Origin of the sequence: Steroidobacter sp. (genome assembly GCF_036402275.1) — a bacterium.
Taxonomy (GTDB): domain Bacteria; phylum Pseudomonadota; class Gammaproteobacteria; order Steroidobacterales; family Steroidobacteraceae; genus Steroidobacter.
The window spans coordinates 124,399-142,133 of record NZ_DASWTF010000033.1 but is presented as its reverse complement, the minus strand read 5'-3'; the positions used below and the strand labels follow the sequence as shown (position 1 = coordinate 142,133).

Below are 17,735 nucleotides of genomic sequence, written 5' to 3'. Positions count from 1 at the left end.
CATAACGCCGCCGGCGAAGGTGGCGATCGATGCATCCTCCAAGAATGGGTTGATCCTGATCGAAATCGATCCGGAGAGCGGCATCCTGCAGACCCAGGAAGGGCAGCTCAGCGTCATTTCGATGAACTACTTCCTGACGTTCTCGCGTTACCCCGCCGATGCCGCCACAGAGTCTTCCGCGCTGGGCGACTGGGTTCACATGGACTTCCTGGATCCGAAGGACACTGTGACCCGTTTTTACGCCGCGCCGGCGCCGGCCGGAACGTATGCGTTCGAGGCGCTGAACGTCGGGTATGGCGTTTCTTGGGGAGCGTGCTTCAACCGATCGACGGTTGCCTTCGACGTGCCCGCCGGGCAGGTGGTGTACCTGGGGAAGTTCTCGCCGCAGGCGATATTCGAAGACATCTCAGCCAACCTGCCGCCGTCGTTGCCCGTTGGAACCTATCGATATCTGTATGACCGGAGTGCCCCGACACTCGAGGAGCCTGAGTCCGTGGAGCAGAAAACCTCGGAGATCAGTGATTACCTGCGTCGTGTCTATCCGAAGGTGAATGCGCCCATCACGATTGGAAAGACCCGAAGCGCATCTTTCCCGAGTGACACGCCCGCTGCCTTTGCCCGGTTCCCACGATGCGCGAAGACGGCCTGATGTGGGTGCGATGAACGTCGGCGAGCAGCTTGTTTCATCGTACTTGCGCTACATCCGCAATTGCGAGTTCATTCAAGCGAATCTGTACACTGTCGAGGCGCAGGGTGAGATCGACGTCGTCGGCATCGATCTCAAACAGAAGAAGGTGTACATCTGCGAGGTCGCCATCCACCTCACCACCGGGCTGCAGTACGTCAAGGACAAGCGTCCCAACAATGTCCAGAAACTCACGGACAAATTTTCGCGAGACATCGAATACGCAGCCAAGTACTTCGCCGAGTACGAGCGCCACTTCATGTTGTGGAGTCCCATCGTCAAGGATAGTCAGGGACAGGCCCAGTACAATCAGCTGGGGCATCTGGCGGAGATAAAGGCCAACATCAAGGCGAAGTACGGCATCGAGCTGGAATGCATCGTCAACGAATCGTTCCAGGCGTGCCTCAAGGAGCTCCGCTTGTTCGCGGCCGCGCAGACCGCGGAACTTCAATGCCCTCTCTTGCGCCTGCTGCAGATCGAGGAGCTGCTGGGAGTACACGTGGCGCGCATTGCGACCAACAAACAACTCCTGGCGAAGGGCCAGGCAGAGCACGGAGATGCGGCTCTCCAACAGGTTGGCTTAACAATATGAATTGTGACATGGGAAATGCACGCGGTAGTAGCGAAGGGAGAGCCGAATGAATCAAGCGACGATGTTCCGCTTGTTCGTTGTGGCGTCGTTTGCCATGGCGATCCTTGGCGAATTTCTGGATTACCTTATCCCAGGCTTGATTCCCACAGATCTCGACGATGCATACGTGGCGTGGACGGCTGCCGAGGAGCCAACGATGTCGTATGTCCTTGCGTTGGGTGCTCTGTCGTTGGTTCTGCTGATCGGCGCCGTGGCCGGAATGGTCGGGCTGTTGCTGTTCAAGCCGTGGAGTCGTTGGCTCTCGCTATGGATTTCTGTGCTGGCGATGTTGAGCTATCCGTTCCTTGGTCCATCCCTCTATTCCGGCTGGGCTACCATGCTCACCGAAATATCGATGCTGCTGTGGGGCGCTGCGCTGGCCATGGCCTATTTTGGAGAGATCAAGGTTAGATTCGAGAGAGCTTCGGTTAGCAGTTGATTTGCGGGTGGGCATCCATGGAGAACCACGGTTGGGTTTGATTCTCGTGTCGGACTGCCGCGGCCGTTCGCCTTTGGCTAAGGACGTTCGATGTCGGAGCTGTGCGAAACCGTGCGAATGCATTGGCTACATCCCGGTTCCGTCCAAGCTGAAGGTTCGCGAGTGGGATGCACTTTATGAAGCGATCCACAGGTCGCGGCGTGCTCACCTGTTTGGAGAGCAGAAGCGTGCGTTCGCCGTATTCATGACCTCGAACACGAGATAGTTCTCCTGGAGTCGATGCCTGCCAACAAGGGCCGAGCCGATGCGGTGAAGAAACTGCGTGAACGACTGGAGCGGCTGCGTGCCTGATATCCGCTTCGAGGTGTCTGATTTTACATTCGGCCTTTCCGCGGAAACGGCTGATCCATGTTGAAGCTCATCTCTCTTTTCTTTGGATTGCATGCCGCTTACTGTTTCTGGGGCGTATACGAATATCTGAGCCTTTCTGCGCTTCTGAGTGGCTGCCTGTCCGCGGCGGCTGCCATTGGCCTGTGGCGGGAGAAGCGTTGGGCGCAGTATGTGGTGTACTTCATCAGCGCTTCCATTGGGTTGTATTTCGGTTGGTACATGTGGGGTTTGGTTGGCTCGGGCTGGCCGTACCAGGACACTGTGCGCTCAGTGATCTCGCTGATTCCGGGTACTCTCATTCTGATGTTTGGCATCGGTGCGAGCGCCCATGTGTTCCGGGTATTCCGTCTTAAGAAAAGAGACTGAGAAAATGGGATTTAACTGCGCGACTTGCGGCCAGTGGCATGACGAGCTGCCCATGTGTTTCGAGCCGCCAGCGCCTGCGCTTTGGTTGCAGATGTCGGAAGAAGAGCGCGATAAGCGTGGCGAACTTTCGTCGGATCAGTGCATCATGACGATAAGCACTACTTCGTGTTGGGAAGGATCATCCTGCCGGTCGTGGATGGGCCGGAGCCATTCTGCCGGCTTGCATGGGTGTCGCTGAGCGAGAAGAATTTCCTCCGCGCTTCAGAACTCTGGCACACGGAAGGGCGCGAGTCCGAGCTCGAGCCGACGGAACATCCTTTATCCATCGAGCAGTTACATGGCATAACCATGGCGCGAGTACGTGAGATTGCCGAAGCGGCGCTGCATTGACGGTTTCTGCGATTGATCAGGCCACGGCGCAATCTGTGATGCAACCAACCCTTTATCAGATCCAGCCCGTCGGCAGTGGTCGACTAGCCATGATGGGACGTCCGCGAGCTGGCGAATGGGCTGCTGACGAGTTTGCGGGTCTGACAAAGCTTGGAGTGACTGATGTTGTGTCCTCGTTGGAGCCGGCTGAAGCCGGCGAGATTGGCCTTGCAGATGAGGCGGCATATTGTGCGGCGGCGGGCCTGCGGTTTCATTCGTATCCCGTGGCAGATCGTGGCGTTCCCAGTTCGCCGTTGAGCCTCTCGCGCCTGTCATGTCAGCTATATCATTTGTGCGCAGGTGGCAGCGGCGTTGTTATTCACTGTCGAGCGGGGATAGGCCGGTCTGGTCTTGTGACAGCAGCCGTTCTGCTTCACTGTGGAATTACCGTTCGCGATGCGTTTTCGGCTATCTGCAAGGCCAGAGGGGTCCGAGTGCCAGACACGGTGGAGCAAGCGGAGTGGCTCTCGATGCATGAGGCAGCTGTCGCGAAATGTCACCTCGAGCGGTGAAGTTGGCCAGAATGAGATTCCACGACTTTCATCTCAGAGGCTATTCCGTTCTCGATTCCGGAGCCAGGATCGTGCTCGACCTAGTTTACGAGCATCCTGGTATCGAAAAGCAGGAATCGAAGATCGAGTTCAGTGACGTGGCTTGTTACCACTTCAAGCACACGATGAGCGCGATCATCACGGACATCGAAGAAGTCGATCCGGCGGCGGTGGTGACCGAGAAGGCGGCCATGCTGTCGACGTTCGCGCGAGAGCACGGTCTGGCGCATTGGAGAGGCGACGCTGTGCAGTACGCCAAGGAATTGAACACTCTCAGTATGCGAGCATGGCGGTTGGAGTCTGCCATTGGGTTCAGTGGCTTCGTCGTCGCGCGCAATGTAATGAGCACACCATGAAGATTCGACTTTTCACTGCTCTCGTCTGGGCCACTTTGTTCGTGACGAATCTGGCTTCAGCGCTCGACGTGAATGAGTTGAGGTCCAAGGCCGAGCAAGGCGATGCCGCGGCTCAGTATGAGCTCGCCCTGGCCTATGATGCAGGCAGTGGAGTTCAGAAGGACCTGGGGCAGGCTGCGAACTGGTGCTTGAAGGCGGCGGAGCAGGGGCATGCAGCCGCGCAGAACTGCATCGGCTCCATGTATCAGTACGGCGATGGCGTCCCGATGGACGAAGCAGCGGCCGCAGCGTGGTACGAGAAGTCGGCAGCTCAAGACTACGGCGAGGCGTACACCAATCTCGGCTATCTATATGACCTGGGCAAAGGTGTTTCTCAGGACCGGGCGCGTGCTGTCGAACTGTATCTGAAAGGGGCGGAAAAGGGCAGCTTGAACGCCATGCTCAACGTCGGCGTTTCGTACTGGCAAGGCGCCGGGGTAGCGGTCGATCGAGTGGAGGCATACAAGTGGCTGGACCTTGCGCGCTTCTATTCCCAGCGGTCCGAGAACATGCAGTTGAAGTGGCGTGTTCGAGGCGCTCTGGACGAGCTGCAGAAAAAAATGAGCAAGGCCGAGATTCGCGAAGGCAAGCAGCGTTCGAAGGAATGGGACGCAAGTCACCGGCCCAGGTAGTGCAAAGGGGCCGGCAAAGAGGTCTTCGAGACGCCGGTCAGGTCAGCCCGAGCTTCTTCAGCACCTCCGGCGGCGGTCCTTCGAACGTGGTCATCGCGACATTGCCGACGTACCGCAGATCTTTCATGCCGACCGGCGTCGTGTAATACCCGCCGGCGGTGAGCGAACGATAGCGCGCGAAAAATTTCGCGGCTTCGGTGAACTGAGCGGCGGGTTTAGCAGCGCTGATATCGTCGCAGATGGCCGTGCGTTCCTTCTCCATCAGGGCGGCGAAGTTGTTTTTGAAGCGCCGCTGCGCTTCCTGATCGAGCCACGCCAGGCCCTGAATCACCATAGGCTTGTCTCGCTGATTGTCGGGATATGGCGCGCTGATCCATTCGTCGATGAAATCCACGACGCCAACTTTCGATGCGGCAGGCGATTCGTCGTCGGCGGGAATGATCAGATCGCTCAAAACCGTCGCGGTCGCCCGCTGGGCCTCGTTGAAGGTCAGCGGCCACAGTTCGCCCAATTGATGGATCTTGAGCAGGTTCGGATCCTTGCCGTAGCCACTGACGCTGTTGACGGTGTCCTGAGCCAGGCTCGGAGTCGGCAATTGCAGAGCCGCGCTCGCGGCCAGCACCCACTTCAGGGCCGTGCGTCGATCGATGCGCAGCGAATCGTTGAACGTTTCCATGTCACAGCTCCCGCCGCTTCATAGCGGCCAGCATGTAATCGGCGCTGCGCCACGCCAGCGCCATGATGGTCAGCGTGGGGTTCTTGTCGGCGTTCGAAGGGAACGGAGCGCCGTCGGTGATGAACAGGTTCTTCACGTCCCACGTCTGGCCCCACTGATTCACCACGGAGCTCTTGGCGTCGCTACCCATGATGGCGCCGCCGACTTCGTGAATGATGAAACCGCCGGGCAGCAGATCCTGCTTGCCGGTGACCCGGCCGCCCATCTGTTGAATGACCTCGGTGAAGACTTTGTGCGAATGAACCGCCTGACGCTTCTCGTGCTCGGACCATTTCCAATGGAACCGCAGCGTCGGAATGCCGTACTGATCTTTCTTCTGCGGATCGATGTCACAGTACGAGTCTTCGTTGGGAATCATCTCGCCGCGACAGACCAGGCTCACGAACGAGCCGTAGTAGCGCCGCATGTCCTGCTTGAACTTCTTGCCGTACCCGCCGACGAAGTTGGCCAGGCCGGCAGTGGCGCCGAAGCTGGGCATATCGCGGCCGGCGCCGATTTCGATGTGATAACCGCGAGCGAAGTCGAGCTTGCCGGCGAGTTGTTCTTTGTACAACCACCACGGCGAATACACGTGCATGCCGCCAGCGCCGTCCTCGTTGTGCGGGGGCAGATCTTCGAGCGCCGGGATCTGGCCGCTGACGCTCGCGCCGACCGTGTCCATCAAATACTTGCCGACTTTGCCGCTGGAGTTCGCGAGGCCCTGGGGGAACTGCGAGGACTTCGAGTTGAGCAGGATGCGCACCGACTCGCAGGCGCTGGCCGCGAGCACGATGATGCGGCCTTTCGCGCGCACTTCCTTGCCGGAGGTCTTGTCGATGAAGATCACGCCGGTAGCGCGGCCGTTTTTTCCCATCTCCACTTCACGGACCATGGCGTTCGGAAGAATGTCCAGATTGCCGGTCGCCATCGCCGGCGGCAGATGCACCGTGGTCGACTGATAGTTGGCTTTGATCGAGCAGCCACGGCCGCAGTCCGTCGCCCAGAAGCAAGGAGCGCGGCTGCGCATGCTGTCAGCGACGATCTGTTGCGCGCGCGGATTGCCGGGATGAAGCAGCGCAGGTGCGCGTTTGAAATCCAGCTGCTGTGTCAGAACGGCGCGATGGGCAGCAATCACGGGCACGCCCACAGCCTTCGCATGTTTCTGAATCAGTCGCTCGCCGGCGCGCGCCTTGGGCGGCGGCAGCAAACAACCCGCGGGTGAGTTGGGCGTGTTTTCATAGCCGTCGTTGTCGCCGTACACACCGATCAGCATCTCGACCTTGTCGTAATAGGGCGCGACATCGTCATAGGAGATCGGCCAGTCGAAACCGAGGCCATCGCGGGTCTTCGGTTTGAAATCGTACGGCCCGTTACGCAACGAGATGCGGCCCCAGTGATTCGTGCGTCCGCCGAGCATGCGAGCGCGCCACCACCAGAACGTCCGGTCAGCGTCGGTCGAAGCGCTGGAGTAAGGCTCGCCGGGAATCTGCCAGCCGCCGTCGACGGTGGCGTCGTAGAACCCGAACTCTTTATCGAGCGTCGAGGTGCCCCGCAGCGGCGCCTGGTCCGGCGTATGAAACATCGGCGTCTCGATCTCGGGCACATAGTTGCGGCCCGCCTCGAGCATCAGCACTTTCGCGCCGTCGAGCGTCAGTGTGTAAGCCGTTTGGCCGCCCGCGGCCCCGGAGCCGACGACGATCACGTCGTACTCCTTCTGTAGTCCTGCAGTATCGATCAGCGGCATGGCTCACTTCCCTTGGTTGGCTTTGCCTCAACCTGAATCATCGCCGCGGCGGTGGCGCCGCGCTCTCTCGCACGATCAGCTTGATCGGCAACGTATGCATTGTGGGCTCCGGCTTGCCGCCGTTCAGCATGTCGAAGAGCAGCGACATGGCTTTGTTACCGATCTCGCGCGTGGGCTGCTCGATCGTGGTCAGCGGCGGGTCGCAGAAGCTCGCGAACTCGATGTCGTCGAAGCCGACGACGGACACATCCTGCGGCACCGAACGGCCGGTGCTTTTCAGGAAGCGGATCGCACCCAGCGCCATTTCGTCGTTGAAGCAGAAGATGGCGGTGGGCGGCTGCTTGGCCTTGAACAGTGTTTCGGCGGCGGCGCTGCCCGAAGTCATGGTGAAGTCGCCTTGCGCGATCAGCGCGTCGTCCGCGGCGATCTTCGCCGCGCGCAGCGCGAGCTTGTAGCCGCGCAAACGATCGCTCGTCAGCGGGCTGGAGTCCGGACCGAGCACGACGCCGATCCGGCGGTGTCCGAGGTCGAGCAGATACTTAGTCATCTCGCGAGCCGCCGCGGCGTTGTCGATACCGACGCGGGGACAAGGTGCGTCCTCGATGTATTCGCAGGCGTTGACCAGCGGAATCTCCAGCCCGCCGTTCGCACCGCGCGCCGCTTTAGGCAGGCGCGGGTGCAGTTGGATCAAGCCGTCGGCCTGACGTGTTTCGACCAGGCCCACGTAATAGGCCTCGCGATCTTCGCGGCCTTCGGTGTCACCCAGCAGCACCGCGTAGCCGTGTTGTTGCGCGACCTGCTCGATGCCGCGGATGATTTCGGCGAAGAACGGGTTGGCGATGTTGGGCACCAGCACGACGATCGAAAAGGCGCGCTTGCTGCGGAAATTGCGCGCCAGGAGGTTGGGCTTGTAGCGGCTGCGCTCGACCTGCGCGAGCACCTTTTTCAGGGTCTTGTCGGAAACCTTGTCCGGCGTCGTCAAGGCGCGGGAGACGGTTGCAATCGACACGCCGGCCTGGCGGGCGACCTGGCGGATCGAAGTGGCGCGACTGGAGGACACGGGATGCTCTTGTGGTGTACGGCTCTAGCGGATTATGCGCCGCTTCGCTGAATCGACTCTGGTTTGAAGGCAAGTGCGAACAACGCGAACACGCCCGCGGCCAGCGCCGCCGGGATCAGCCAGATCGCCTTCCAGTCGTGTCCGCCCGTCATCGCATACTGATCATAGATCATGCCGGCCACTTTGAAGCCGGCCAGCATGCCCACGCCGTACGTTGCCAGCGTGATCAGCCCCTGTGCCGAGCTCTTGTACTGTTCGCCTGCCTTGGAGTCGGTGTAGATCTGCCCGGAGACAAAGAAGAAGTCGTAGCAGACGCCGTGCAGAGCAATGCCGCCGATCAGCAGCACCAGTACCGAGTCCTGCGCGCCGAAGGCGAACAGCACATAGCGCAGCACCCACGCGGCCATGCCGATGAGCAATGTGATCTTGATGCCGTAGCGATGGAGAAACACCGGCAGCAACAGCATGAACAACACTTCGGACATCTGACCCACGGTCATTTTGCCGGTGGGGTTGGCCACGCCGATTTCGGCGAGGAACAGGTTGGTGTTCTGATAATAGAACGCCAGAGGAATGCAGATCAGGACCGATGACACGAAGAACACCGCGAAATTCCGGTCCTTGAGCAAGCGCAGAGCATCCAGCCCCAGCGCCTGCGAGATCACACTCTGGGTCGCAGACCGGACCGGCGGCGTGGCGGGCAGGGTGAAGCTGTACACGCCCAAGACGAGCGAGGTGATGCTGCACAGGAGGAACGTATTACGTAGCGCCCCTGCTGCAACGGCTTGCTGTGCATCCCAGCTGACCGCACTGATGAACAGGCCGGCAACGATCCAGCCTATCGTGCCCCACACGCGGATCTTCCCGAACTGAGCCGCGGGATCCGTCAGCTGACGGAACGACACGGAGTTCACCAACGCCAGCGTCGGCATGTAGATGATCATGTAGCCGAGCACATAGGGATAGAACGATGCGAAGTCGCTGGAGCTGTACATCAGGTACATCAGCAGCGCGCCGATCAAATGGAGCACGCCCAGGATGCGCTCCGCATTGAAGTAGCGGTCCGCGACCAGGCCGACGATGAACGGCGCAATGATCGCGCCCCAGCTCTGAGTCGAGTACGCCTGCCCGATCTCGCCGCCCGATGCCGAGAAGGCAGCGCCCAGGAAGGTCCCCAACGTGACGAACCATCCTCCCCAGATGAAGAACTGGAGGAACATCATGACGCTGAGCCGAAGAGTGATCGGATTCAAAAGTCCCCCTTATGACCCGTGCGCCGCATGTTCCGATGCGGCGTCAGGTCGCGCGGTCCCACTGTTTGGAGTTCGAGTTTGAAACGAATTACAGCGCGAAGGTGGCGTTACTTCAACTTCTTCACGCTGACTTCCTTGAAGTACACCGTGTCCTTGGCGCCGTGATTCTGTAGCCCGATGTAGCCGCTGGCGGCGCGCTTGCCGCGATCCGGCTCGTGCTTCTGTTTCTTTTCGGGCACGGGCGAGCCTTCACGGAAATCCGTGACCTTGACGCCGTTCACGGTGACCGAGGTGCGCTCGTCCTCGATGGTGATTTCCATCGTGTTCCATTCGCCGGTCTTGGGCTGCGCCAGTGTCTTGGTGAAGGAGTACAGCACGCCGGTGCGATGCCAGTCGTCGTCGCTGTCGTCGATCTGCACTTCGTAGCCCTTGTTCACGGGCATCCACGGCTCGGTGGGCTGCTCGGGGATGCGGATGAACACGCCCGAGTTGCCGCCGCCGTTGTCATCCGGCGCTTTATAGACGACGCGGATGACGGAGTTGCCGATCTTCTCGCCCGTGTACCACAGCAGGCCCATGCCGCCGACGGTCTTGAGAACGCCGTTTTCCACGACGATTTCGCCGGGACCGACGTGCTTCCAGCCGTCGAGGTTCTTACCGTTGAACAGCGGCTTCCACTCGCTGCCCTTGCTGCCGGATTCATCGGCATGGGCGGTCATGAAGCAGGCCGCGCCCAGCGTGACGGCGCACGCCGCCGCGAGCGGGCGCAAAGCAGATTTCTTGAACGACATGAGATTGCTCCTTTGATCAGCGTTACGCCTTGAGCGTGCTCAGGTACTCGAAGCTCGCGCGCACGGCGTCGATGGTCGAGCCCGTGAAGTTTTCCTGCTCGACGAAATAATGTTTCAGATGTTTCGGATCGCAGGCGGCGAAGATGCGCTTCCAGTCGATCTTGCCGCGACCGACTTCCACGGTTTGCGACTTCAGTTCGTCCGCTGTGGTCACCGCGTCCTTGCGCACGTCCTTGACGTGCAGCAGCGAGATGCGGTCCGCGTGCTGCTTCAGATACTTGGTCGGATCGAGCCCGGCTGTCACCACCCAGGCGAGGTCCAGCTCGATGGTCACGAGCTTGGGATCGGTCCACTTCAGCAGCTCGTCGAACGCGACCACGCCGTTATACGAACGGAACTCCATGTTGTGATTGTGATAACCGGCCTGCACGCCGACCTTCTTCGCGGCCTCGCCCAGCTTGTTGAGCTGCTCGGCGTTCCACTTCCAATCGTCCAGGGTGATGTCTTTGGCAATCGAGGCGGACGGCGGCGCATTGCCGGGCCGGGCCGGGAAAGCGCAGATGAAATATTTGGCGCCGATCTCGGCCGCACCGTCGACCAGCTTTTGCATGTTCTTCTGAATCTCGCCCATGCTGGAGTGCGCGGACGGCGCGGTCATGCCGTGATCCGCGAGGATCTTGCGCAGCTCCTTTCCAGACTTGCCGTAGAAACCCGCGGTCTCGACTTCGCGATAGCCGATCGTCTGCAGCTGCTTCAGCGTGCCGAGCAGATCCCGATTGGCTTCTTCCTTCACGGTGTACAGTTGCAGGCCGATGGGGCGACCCAACGGGCCGGTGCCTGACCCTGCGGCAAAGCTTCTTCCAGCGGTCATGGCGGCCAATACAGCAAGCGAGCTGCCCTCGAGAAAGCTGCGACGCGTGATCATGCTCATCTCTCCTGTTCGGTGACCTGATTATTAGTTGACCGGAGTCCATTGATTGTTGGCGGAGGAGCGCAGCACTGCTTCGACGATGCTCATCGAGCGCGCGCCGTCTGCGAACGTGGGCAGTCCGACGTGCGCTTCGCCACGAATCGCCGCATATGAATCACGCACGAAGGCTTCGAAACAATCGCCCCAGCCCTGCGCGTGTCCGGCGGGCAGCCAGGCCAGACGTCGATGTTCGGGCGAGCCTTGCGATGGATCACGTACCAGCAATGTCGTGCCTTCACGCCGACCGATCCACAGCTGCTCGGGGCTCTCGAGATCGAACATCACGCTTTGCTGTGCGCCGTCCAGTTCGAACCACAGTCGGTTCTTACGGCCCGCTGAAACCTGGCTGATGGTCAGCGACGCGAGTGTGCCGCGATCGGTGCGCAGGATCAGACAGGCGACGTCTTCGGTGTCGACAGCTTTCGTATCCTTCACTTCGCCGCTGGCCTGAAACGCGACGCGACTCGCGGCGGCGGAGCGTTGTGCGATCGGAGTGCCGAGCGATGCGATCAGAGAAGTGAAGCGCTCGCCCGTGATCCACTCCAGCAGATCGCAAAGGTGAGAGCCGATGTCGGCGAATGCTCGCGACTTACCGCCCGCCGTGGCGTCCACACGCCAATTCGTATCGCCGGCCTGCATGAGCCAGTCCTGCAGGTACGAGCCCTGGATCAAATACAACTTGCCGGTCTGGTCGCTCTGCACGCGCGAGCGGGCTTCGCGCACCATTGGGTGATAGCGGTTGATGAACGGCACCGTGCCGATCAAGCCCTTGCTCTTGGCGAGATCGGTGAGTGCCTGCGCATCCTGAAGCGAAGTGGCGAGCGGCTTCTCGCAGACGACGTGCTTGCCCGATTCGAGCGCAGCCTTCGCGACTTCCATGTGGAACGCATTGGGCGTGCAGATGTGGATCACATCCACGTCCTTGTCGCGGGCCGCTTCGAGTCCCGAGGCATAGCTGCGGGGCACGCCGAGCTCCTTCGCCGCTTCGGCCGAACGGTCCGGCGAGGAGGCCGCGACGCCGACCACTTCAGCGCCGGCCAGTCGTGCAGAACGTACATGAACTCTGCCGATGAAACCGGTTCCAATTACTGCCGCGCGGAGAGGTTTGGACATGGCGATTCGGGGCTCAGTGGGGGTTAGGGACTAGCGGCCGGGCGGCCATATTGGCACGTCGCCGGCTCGGATTTCACGTAGTAGCTGCGGTAGTTGCTGGCTTTGGCGTCCATGCAGCCGGCCAGGTTCAGCAGCGAGACTTTGCGGAAGTCGATGGGATGCGATTCGCTTTGGAGCGCGATGTAGCCGCCTTCGATCAGTTTGCCGACCGGCTGGGCCTTCGGATCGTGGTGATGGACCGCGTCGCCGCCGAACTGCGGCAGGGCGTACTCCAGCACCTTCTGGCCGTCGATAATGTGGGTGATCTGGCCGGCGCCGAGCACCAGCATTTCGGCGCGTACCCATCGATCGCCGTCGTAGGTGTTGGAGGCTGAGTTCAGGCAGTGCTCAGGATACAAGCTGCCGTCGATGACGACTTCGGTGCCCGGCGAGCACATGTTCAGGGTCGGGCGCGCTTTGCCGTCGCTCTTGCCGCCGAGGAACTGCGCCTCGATGGAAATCGGGAAGTCCTGATCGCGAGTGATGGTGCGCGGATCCTGCGAATGAACCATCACGCCGCTGTTGCGAAACGCCCAGGCGCCGGGATTGCCTTTGGCCTGCTCGCCGACGAAGCGATACTCGATCGCCAGCCGGTAATAACTATACGGCGTCTTGTAAAACAGATGGCCGAACTGCGCGTCGAAGCTCTGATACTTGTCGTAGCGGACCTGCAGCACGCCGTTCTCGACCCGGTAGGTATCGGCAAAATTCTCGCCGAGCGCGTGCTTGGAGATTTTCGGCGTCCAGCCGGTCAGGTCGCGGCTGTTGAACAGCTCGATCCAGTCTTCCGGCTTGGGCTGCGGTTTGGCCGGCGGGCTGGATTGCGCCAGCGACGTCGAAGTTGCGACCAGCGCGCAAGCGGTCGCCAGCAAGGCGCTGACGTTGCTCGGCCGCCTCATCGCTGTCTGCATGCATCCCCCAAAAGTGGTCCGTGGACCTGGTTGGTTTCTATTGCGCCCGGTCGGCGCCCGCTGCGACCATAGCTTGTCACGGCTTTCAAGGGCAATGGCGATTTGAGCAACGATCCCAGGCAACGAGGTGCGGCCGAGCCTGCCACCATCGTGCTGGTCCATGGACTGTGGATGTCGGGCTTCCAGCTGCGGATATTGAAACACCGGCTCGAGGCTGGCGGCCAGTTTCGCGTCGCCTCTTTTTCGTATCCGACGGTGAGCGGCTCGATGAGCGAGCACGTGCGCGGGCTTTTGGATTTCGCGCGCGCGCAGAATGTGCCGGAGCTGCATTTCGTCGGTCACAGTCTTGGCGGGCTCGTCATCCTGCGCGCCTTGCAACTCACGGACGACTTACCTCCGGGCCGGGCGGTGCTGTTGGGCACTCCATCGCAAGGCTCGAAAGCGGCGCAGGGTGTGGCGCGCGTCGTTCCTTTCGGGAGGGCGATTCTTGGCGCGGCTGTCAATGCTGAATGTATCGATTGCGAGCCGCGTGAATGGCGCGGCCATCGCGAGGTCGGCATCATCGCGGGCTCCATGGGATTGGGGCTCGGGCGATTATTCGCCGACCTGAACGCGGATCACGACGGCACGGTGCTCGTCGAGGAAACGAAGCTGCCGGGCGCGAAGGATCACATCATCCTGTCCATATCGCACACCGGCATGCTGTTCTCGACCGAGGTCGCCGAGCAGGCCCAATGGTTCCTGCAAACAGGAACCTTCCGGCGCTGAGCTAGCCCGCCGCGATCAACTTCTTCAGCCTGTAGAGTGCGTCCAGCGCCTCGCGAGGCGTCATGGAGTCTGGGTCGACGCTGCGGAGGGCGGCGACAGCTTCGTGCTCTTCCTCTTCCTCGTCCTGCGGGAATTCGAGCAGCAGTTCCTGCTGAGGCTTCGCTTGCTGAGCGGCGGCCGCCGAGCGGCGTTCGAGCTCGTGCAGATATTTGCGCGCGGCATTGATCACCTTCGGGGGCACGCCGGCGAGTGCGGCGACCTGCAGGCCGTAGCTTTGATTCGCGGGACCTTCCTTCACCGTGTGCAGGAAGATCAGCTTCTCTCCATGCTCGGTCGCGTCCAGGTGCACGTTCGCGCAGTTGTCGAGGTCCTGCGCCAGCGACGTTAGCTCGAAGTAATGCGTGGCAAACAACGTGAACGCACGTACGGAGCGGGCGATGTGATTCGCGCACGCCCATGCGAGAGACAAACCGTCGTACGTGCTGGTGCCGCGACCGATCTCATCCATCAACACCAGGCTGTTGTTCGTGGCGTTGTTGAGAATGTTCGCTGCCTCTGTCATCTCGACCATGAACGTCGAGCGACCGCCGGCGAGATCGTCCGAGGCGCCGATGCGCGTGAAGACGCGGTCGACCGGTCCGATGCGCGCGGCCTTCGCGGGCACATAACTGCCGATGCGCGCCAGGATGACGATCAGCGCGGTCTGTCGCATGAACGTCGACTTACCGCCCATGTTCGGGCCGGTGATCACCAGCATGCGACGGTCGTTGTTCAAGCGAAGATCGTTGGGCACGAACGGTTGATCGATGAAGCGCTCCACCACGGGATGACGTCCCTCGGTGATCTGCAACACCGGATCGTCCGAGAGCTCCGGTTGCGAATAGCGCAAAGTCACGGCGCGCTCGGCGAGATTCGACAACACATCGAGTGCTGCCAGCGCCGCCGCGGATGCCTGCAACTCGGAGAGCTTGGCGATCAGCAGATCCAGCAGCTCGTCGTAAAGTTGCTTCTCGCGCGCCAGTGCTCGATCGCGTGCGCCCAGCACTTTGTCCTCGAACTCTTTCAGCTCGGGTGTGATGTAACGCTCCGCGTTCTTCACCGTCTGACGGCGGTGATAATCGGGCGGCACCTTGTCGGCAAAGCTGCGGTTGATCTCGATGTAGTAGCCCTGCACGCGGTTGTAACCGAGGCGCAGATTCGAGATGCCGCTGCGCTCGCGTTCGCGGGCTTCGAGCTCGACCAGATATTGATCGCTGTGCTCGCTGATGCGCTTCAGATCGTCGAGCTCGGCGTCGTAGCCCGGCGCGATGACGCCGCCTTCGCGCAAGATCGGCGGCGGTGTCTCGATGATGGCGCGCTTGAGCACGTCATGAAGGTCGGGATGGGTGCCCGCCTGAGCGGCAAGTTCTCGCAGCAGCGGAGAATCGATGCTCGCAAGCAGTTGCTGCAAATCAGGCAACCTGCCGAGCGCATCGCGCAGTTGCGCCAGATCGCGGGGGCGCGCGCTTTTCAACGCGACGCGCGCGAGGCCGCGTTCGATATCGCCGACGTGATTCAGCACGTCGTGCAGCGGCGTGTACAGCGCGCGATCGATCAAGGTCGAAATCGCTTGCAGCCGCAATTCCACAGCGCCGCGATCGCGCAACGGTCGATGCAGCCAGCGGCGCAGCTCACGACCGCCCATCGCGGTTGCTGTTTCATCGAGCACGGCTGCGACGGTGCATTCCGGCCGATCCGTCAGGCTCACATCAAGTTCGAGATTGCGACGGGTCGCTGCGTCGAGCAGCACCGCTTCGCTGCGCTCCTCGGTGCGAAGCCCGCGAAGATGGGGCAGGGCAGCCTTCTGCGTGTCACGAACATATTGAAGCAACGTACCAGCCGCGCGAATCGCGAAGAAATAATCGGCGCAGCCAAAGCCTGACAGATCGCGCGTAGAAAATTGCTCGCACAGCAGTCGCGTGCATGTTTCCAAATCGAAATGCCACTGCGGCCGCTCGCGCGTGAAGACAGTGATGCCCGCGGGCGCCCCGGATTCAGGGACCAGCAGCTCGGCGGGTTTCAGCCGCTCGATCTCGGCGGCGAGCGCTTCCTCGCCAGCGGCTTCCATCACGCTGAAACGACCGCTCGACAACTCCAGCCACGCGAGGCCGAAGCGTTGACCTTCCCGATACAACGCGGCGAGCAGCGTGTCCCGACGCGCATCGAGGAACGCCTCATCGGTCACTGTGCCGGGAGTGACCACGCGCACGACGGCGCGCTCCACGGGGCCTTTGGACTTGGCGGGATCCCCGATCTGTTCGCAAATGGCGACGGACTCGCCGCGCCGGACCAGCCGGGCCAAGTAGGACTCGGCGCTATGGTATGGAACCCCGGCCATGGGTATGGGCTGTCCGGCCGATTGCCCGCGCGCGGTCAGGGTGATATCCAGCAGGCGCGCGGCCCGCTTGGCATCGTCGAAGAACAGCTCGTAGAAGTCGCCCATGCGATAGAACAGCAGCTCGTTCGGGTACTGCGCTTTGAGGCGCAGGTACTGCTGCATGGACGGGGTGTGAGTTTCCAGGGCGGCGGACATTTCGAGGTGGTTGGCTCGTTATAGGGCAGGCGCGGAATTGTGCCTGCGCGAATCCGGATATGCCCAGCTTGACGTTGATCCCTGAGAGCTTGAAGCATGCGTGGCATGAACAACGATGAGGACTTGATGCGTCTGGCCACCCAGGCCGGCGCGGACCTGCTGGACGCCGAGCGGCGGCTGGTCACGGCCGAGTCGTGCACCGGCGGCTGGGTGGCCAAGCTGTTGACCGATATCGCTGGCAGCTCGGCGTGGTACGACGGCGGCGTGGTCGTTTACAGCAACGTGCTCAAGCAATCTCTGCTCGGCGTGCGGCCGTCGACGCTGGCTTCGCACGGCGCGGTCAGCGAGGCGACCGCGCGCGAAATGGCGATCGGCGCGCTGGAAGCGCTCGGCGGTCACATTTCTCTCGCAGTGACCGGTATCGCTGGCCCCGCGGGCGCGCAGCCGGGCAAGCCCGTCGGTACGGTCTGGTTTGCGTGGGCCTGGAAAGACAACGGCGAGATAGAAACTCGCGTCGCGCTGGAGACATTCACCGGGGACCGGGAAGCGATTCGCCGTCAATCGGTGGCGCGCGCGCTTCGCGAGCTGAGTCAGCTGCAGCGGAAGCCATGAAGCCGCCTGCCCGGCGTTTATTTTTTGCGCTGTGGCCGACCGATCAATTTCGCACGCAAATCCAAGCTGCCACCCTGGCGATCGCCCAGGCCAGCGGCGGGCGACTGATTCCAGAGAGAAATTTCCACGTCACTCTGTTGTTTCTCGGCGAAGTGCCGGCCGAGCGCTTCGACTCCGTTCAGCTGGCAGGCGCGCAACTCACCGGCTGCTCGGCGTTCGAGCTGAACTTCGACGGGGTCGAGTCGTGGGGGCGCAAACTGTTGTGCCTCACGACGTCGACAACACCGGCCGCAGCGATGGAGTTAGCTGCGCAATTGCGAGCCTCTCTGAGCAGCTTTGTCCGGGAGGACGAACGAGAGTTTCGACCGCACGTCACTCTGGCGCGTGACCTTCGGCGCGGCCGGGCCACTCAAAAAATCGAGGGGCTGCGCCAGGAAGTGAATGATTTCGCGCTGGTCGAGTCGGTGCCCGACGCCCGCGGTTCGCAGTATTCGGTGCTGGCGCGCTGGCCGCTGAGCCGGTAAGAAAATCCCGCGGCCGCGCCTACCACGAATCCGACAGTGGCGTAACAGGAATAACTGTGCAAATATACAGATATTCCCCAGTTTCGGCCGCTTGGTTTGTAAAATACTGGCCCCGAAGCTGATCAACCAATCAAGTGGGTTATCC

The 17,735-nt window shown here is 61.3% G+C and carries 19 protein-coding genes and 1 pseudogene; 11 read left to right on the top strand and 9 right to left on the bottom strand.

Features of this window, described 5'->3' with window-relative positions:
• Window positions 1-19 precede the first annotated feature (19 nt).
• From VGD45_RS16155 to VGD45_RS16125, 8 genes and pseudogenes are all read left to right on the top strand, one after another.
• Window positions 20-649, top strand: coding sequence for a hypothetical protein (locus VGD45_RS16155; RefSeq protein WP_331156360.1), 630 nt, complete (start codon window positions 20-22; stop codon window positions 647-649).
• Between the two features lie 10 nt (window positions 650-659).
• On the top strand, window positions 660-1,277 hold the full coding sequence (locus VGD45_RS16150) for a hypothetical protein (RefSeq protein ID WP_331156359.1): 618 nt from the start codon (window positions 660-662) through the stop codon (window positions 1,275-1,277).
• Window positions 1,278-1,323: 46 nt separating this feature from the next.
• Window positions 1,324-1,755 (top strand): hypothetical protein, encoded by a 432-nt coding sequence (locus VGD45_RS16145; protein ID WP_331156358.1) that lies wholly within the window; start codon window positions 1,324-1,326, stop codon window positions 1,753-1,755.
• A 408-nt stretch (window positions 1,756-2,163) separates the two neighbouring features.
• The gene (locus VGD45_RS16140; RefSeq protein ID WP_331156357.1) at window positions 2,164-2,511 is read left to right on the top strand and encodes a hypothetical protein; all 348 of its coding nucleotides are present in this window, start codon (window positions 2,164-2,166) and stop codon (window positions 2,509-2,511) included.
• Window positions 2,474-2,901 (top strand): annotated as a pseudogene (locus tag VGD45_RS34365) (DUF2199 domain-containing protein). The gene VGD45_RS16140 and the pseudogene VGD45_RS34365 overlap by 38 nt, the downstream one beginning before the upstream one ends.
• A 38-nt stretch (window positions 2,902-2,939) precedes the next feature.
• Window positions 2,940-3,452: a protein-tyrosine phosphatase family protein gene (locus VGD45_RS34125; RefSeq protein WP_349263295.1), complete on the top strand. Its 513-nt coding sequence runs from the start codon at window positions 2,940-2,942 to the stop codon at window positions 3,450-3,452.
• A gap of 71 nt (window positions 3,453-3,523) precedes the next feature.
• Complete coding sequence (locus VGD45_RS16130; RefSeq protein WP_331156355.1) at window positions 3,524-3,847, top strand: hypothetical protein; 324 nt, start codon at window positions 3,524-3,526, stop codon at window positions 3,845-3,847.
• Complete coding sequence (locus tag VGD45_RS16125) at window positions 3,844-4,518, top strand: tetratricopeptide repeat protein (RefSeq protein WP_331156354.1); 675 nt, start codon at window positions 3,844-3,846, stop codon at window positions 4,516-4,518. The genes VGD45_RS16130 and VGD45_RS16125 overlap by 4 nt, the downstream gene beginning before the upstream one ends.
• A 37-nt stretch (window positions 4,519-4,555) precedes the next feature.
• On the opposite strand, the gene VGD45_RS16120 is transcribed toward VGD45_RS16125, so the two are convergent.
• From VGD45_RS16120 to VGD45_RS16085, 8 genes are all read right to left on the bottom strand, one after another.
• Window positions 4,556-5,194: a gluconate 2-dehydrogenase subunit 3 family protein gene (locus tag VGD45_RS16120; RefSeq protein WP_331156353.1), complete on the bottom strand. Its 639-nt coding sequence runs from the start codon at window positions 5,192-5,194 to the stop codon at window positions 4,556-4,558.
• Between the two features lies 1 nt (window position 5,195).
• Entirely contained in the window at window positions 5,196-6,977 is a 1,782-nt protein-coding gene (locus VGD45_RS16115) for a GMC family oxidoreductase (RefSeq protein WP_331156352.1), read from the bottom strand.
• A gap of 37 nt (window positions 6,978-7,014) precedes the next feature.
• The gene (locus tag VGD45_RS16110) at window positions 7,015-8,037 is read right to left on the bottom strand and encodes a LacI family DNA-binding transcriptional regulator (RefSeq protein ID WP_331156351.1); all 1,023 of its coding nucleotides are present in this window, start codon (window positions 8,035-8,037) and stop codon (window positions 7,015-7,017) included.
• 32 nt (window positions 8,038-8,069) lie between these two features.
• Window positions 8,070-9,290 (bottom strand): nucleoside permease, encoded by a 1,221-nt coding sequence (locus VGD45_RS16105; RefSeq protein ID WP_331156350.1) that lies wholly within the window; start codon window positions 9,288-9,290, stop codon window positions 8,070-8,072.
• A gap of 107 nt (window positions 9,291-9,397) precedes the next feature.
• Window positions 9,398-10,009, bottom strand: coding sequence for a DUF1080 domain-containing protein (locus tag VGD45_RS16100; protein ID WP_349263294.1), 612 nt, complete (start codon window positions 10,007-10,009; stop codon window positions 9,398-9,400).
• 94 nt (window positions 10,010-10,103) lie between these two features.
• Window positions 10,104-11,006 (bottom strand): sugar phosphate isomerase/epimerase, encoded by a 903-nt coding sequence (locus VGD45_RS16095; RefSeq protein ID WP_331156348.1) that lies wholly within the window; start codon window positions 11,004-11,006, stop codon window positions 10,104-10,106.
• Between the two features lie 30 nt (window positions 11,007-11,036).
• Window positions 11,037-12,164, bottom strand: a complete 1,128-nt coding sequence (locus VGD45_RS16090; RefSeq protein ID WP_331156347.1) for a Gfo/Idh/MocA family oxidoreductase — start codon at window positions 12,162-12,164, stop codon at window positions 11,037-11,039.
• Window positions 12,165-12,187: 23 nt separating this feature from the next.
• Window positions 12,188-13,114 carry a DUF1080 domain-containing protein gene (locus VGD45_RS16085; protein WP_331156346.1) on the bottom strand — a complete coding sequence of 309 codons (927 nt, stop codon included), beginning with the start codon at window positions 13,112-13,114 and terminating at the stop codon, window positions 12,188-12,190.
• Window positions 13,115-13,216: 102 nt separating this feature from the next.
• Here VGD45_RS16085 and VGD45_RS16080 point away from each other — a divergent pair, with 102 nt between their 5' ends.
• Complete coding sequence (locus VGD45_RS16080; protein WP_331156345.1) at window positions 13,217-13,882, top strand: esterase/lipase family protein; 666 nt, start codon at window positions 13,217-13,219, stop codon at window positions 13,880-13,882.
• Between the two features lies 1 nt (window position 13,883).
• Here VGD45_RS16080 and mutS read toward each other — a convergent pair whose 3' ends face one another.
• Window positions 13,884-16,454 (bottom strand): DNA mismatch repair protein MutS, encoded by a 2,571-nt coding sequence (mutS, locus tag VGD45_RS16075; RefSeq protein ID WP_331156344.1) that lies wholly within the window; start codon window positions 16,452-16,454, stop codon window positions 13,884-13,886.
• Window positions 16,455-16,559: 105 nt separating this feature from the next.
• On the opposite strand from mutS, the gene VGD45_RS16070 reads away from it, so the two are divergent.
• Together VGD45_RS16070 and thpR are read left to right on the top strand one after the other, a co-directional pair.
• On the top strand, window positions 16,560-17,066 hold the full coding sequence (locus VGD45_RS16070) for a nicotinamide-nucleotide amidohydrolase family protein (RefSeq protein ID WP_331156343.1): 507 nt from the start codon (window positions 16,560-16,562) through the stop codon (window positions 17,064-17,066).
• Complete coding sequence (gene thpR, locus VGD45_RS16065) at window positions 17,063-17,590, top strand: RNA 2',3'-cyclic phosphodiesterase (RefSeq protein WP_331156342.1); 528 nt, start codon at window positions 17,063-17,065, stop codon at window positions 17,588-17,590. Before VGD45_RS16070 ends, thpR begins: the two co-directional genes overlap by 4 nt.
• Window positions 17,591-17,735: the final 145 nt, after the last annotated feature.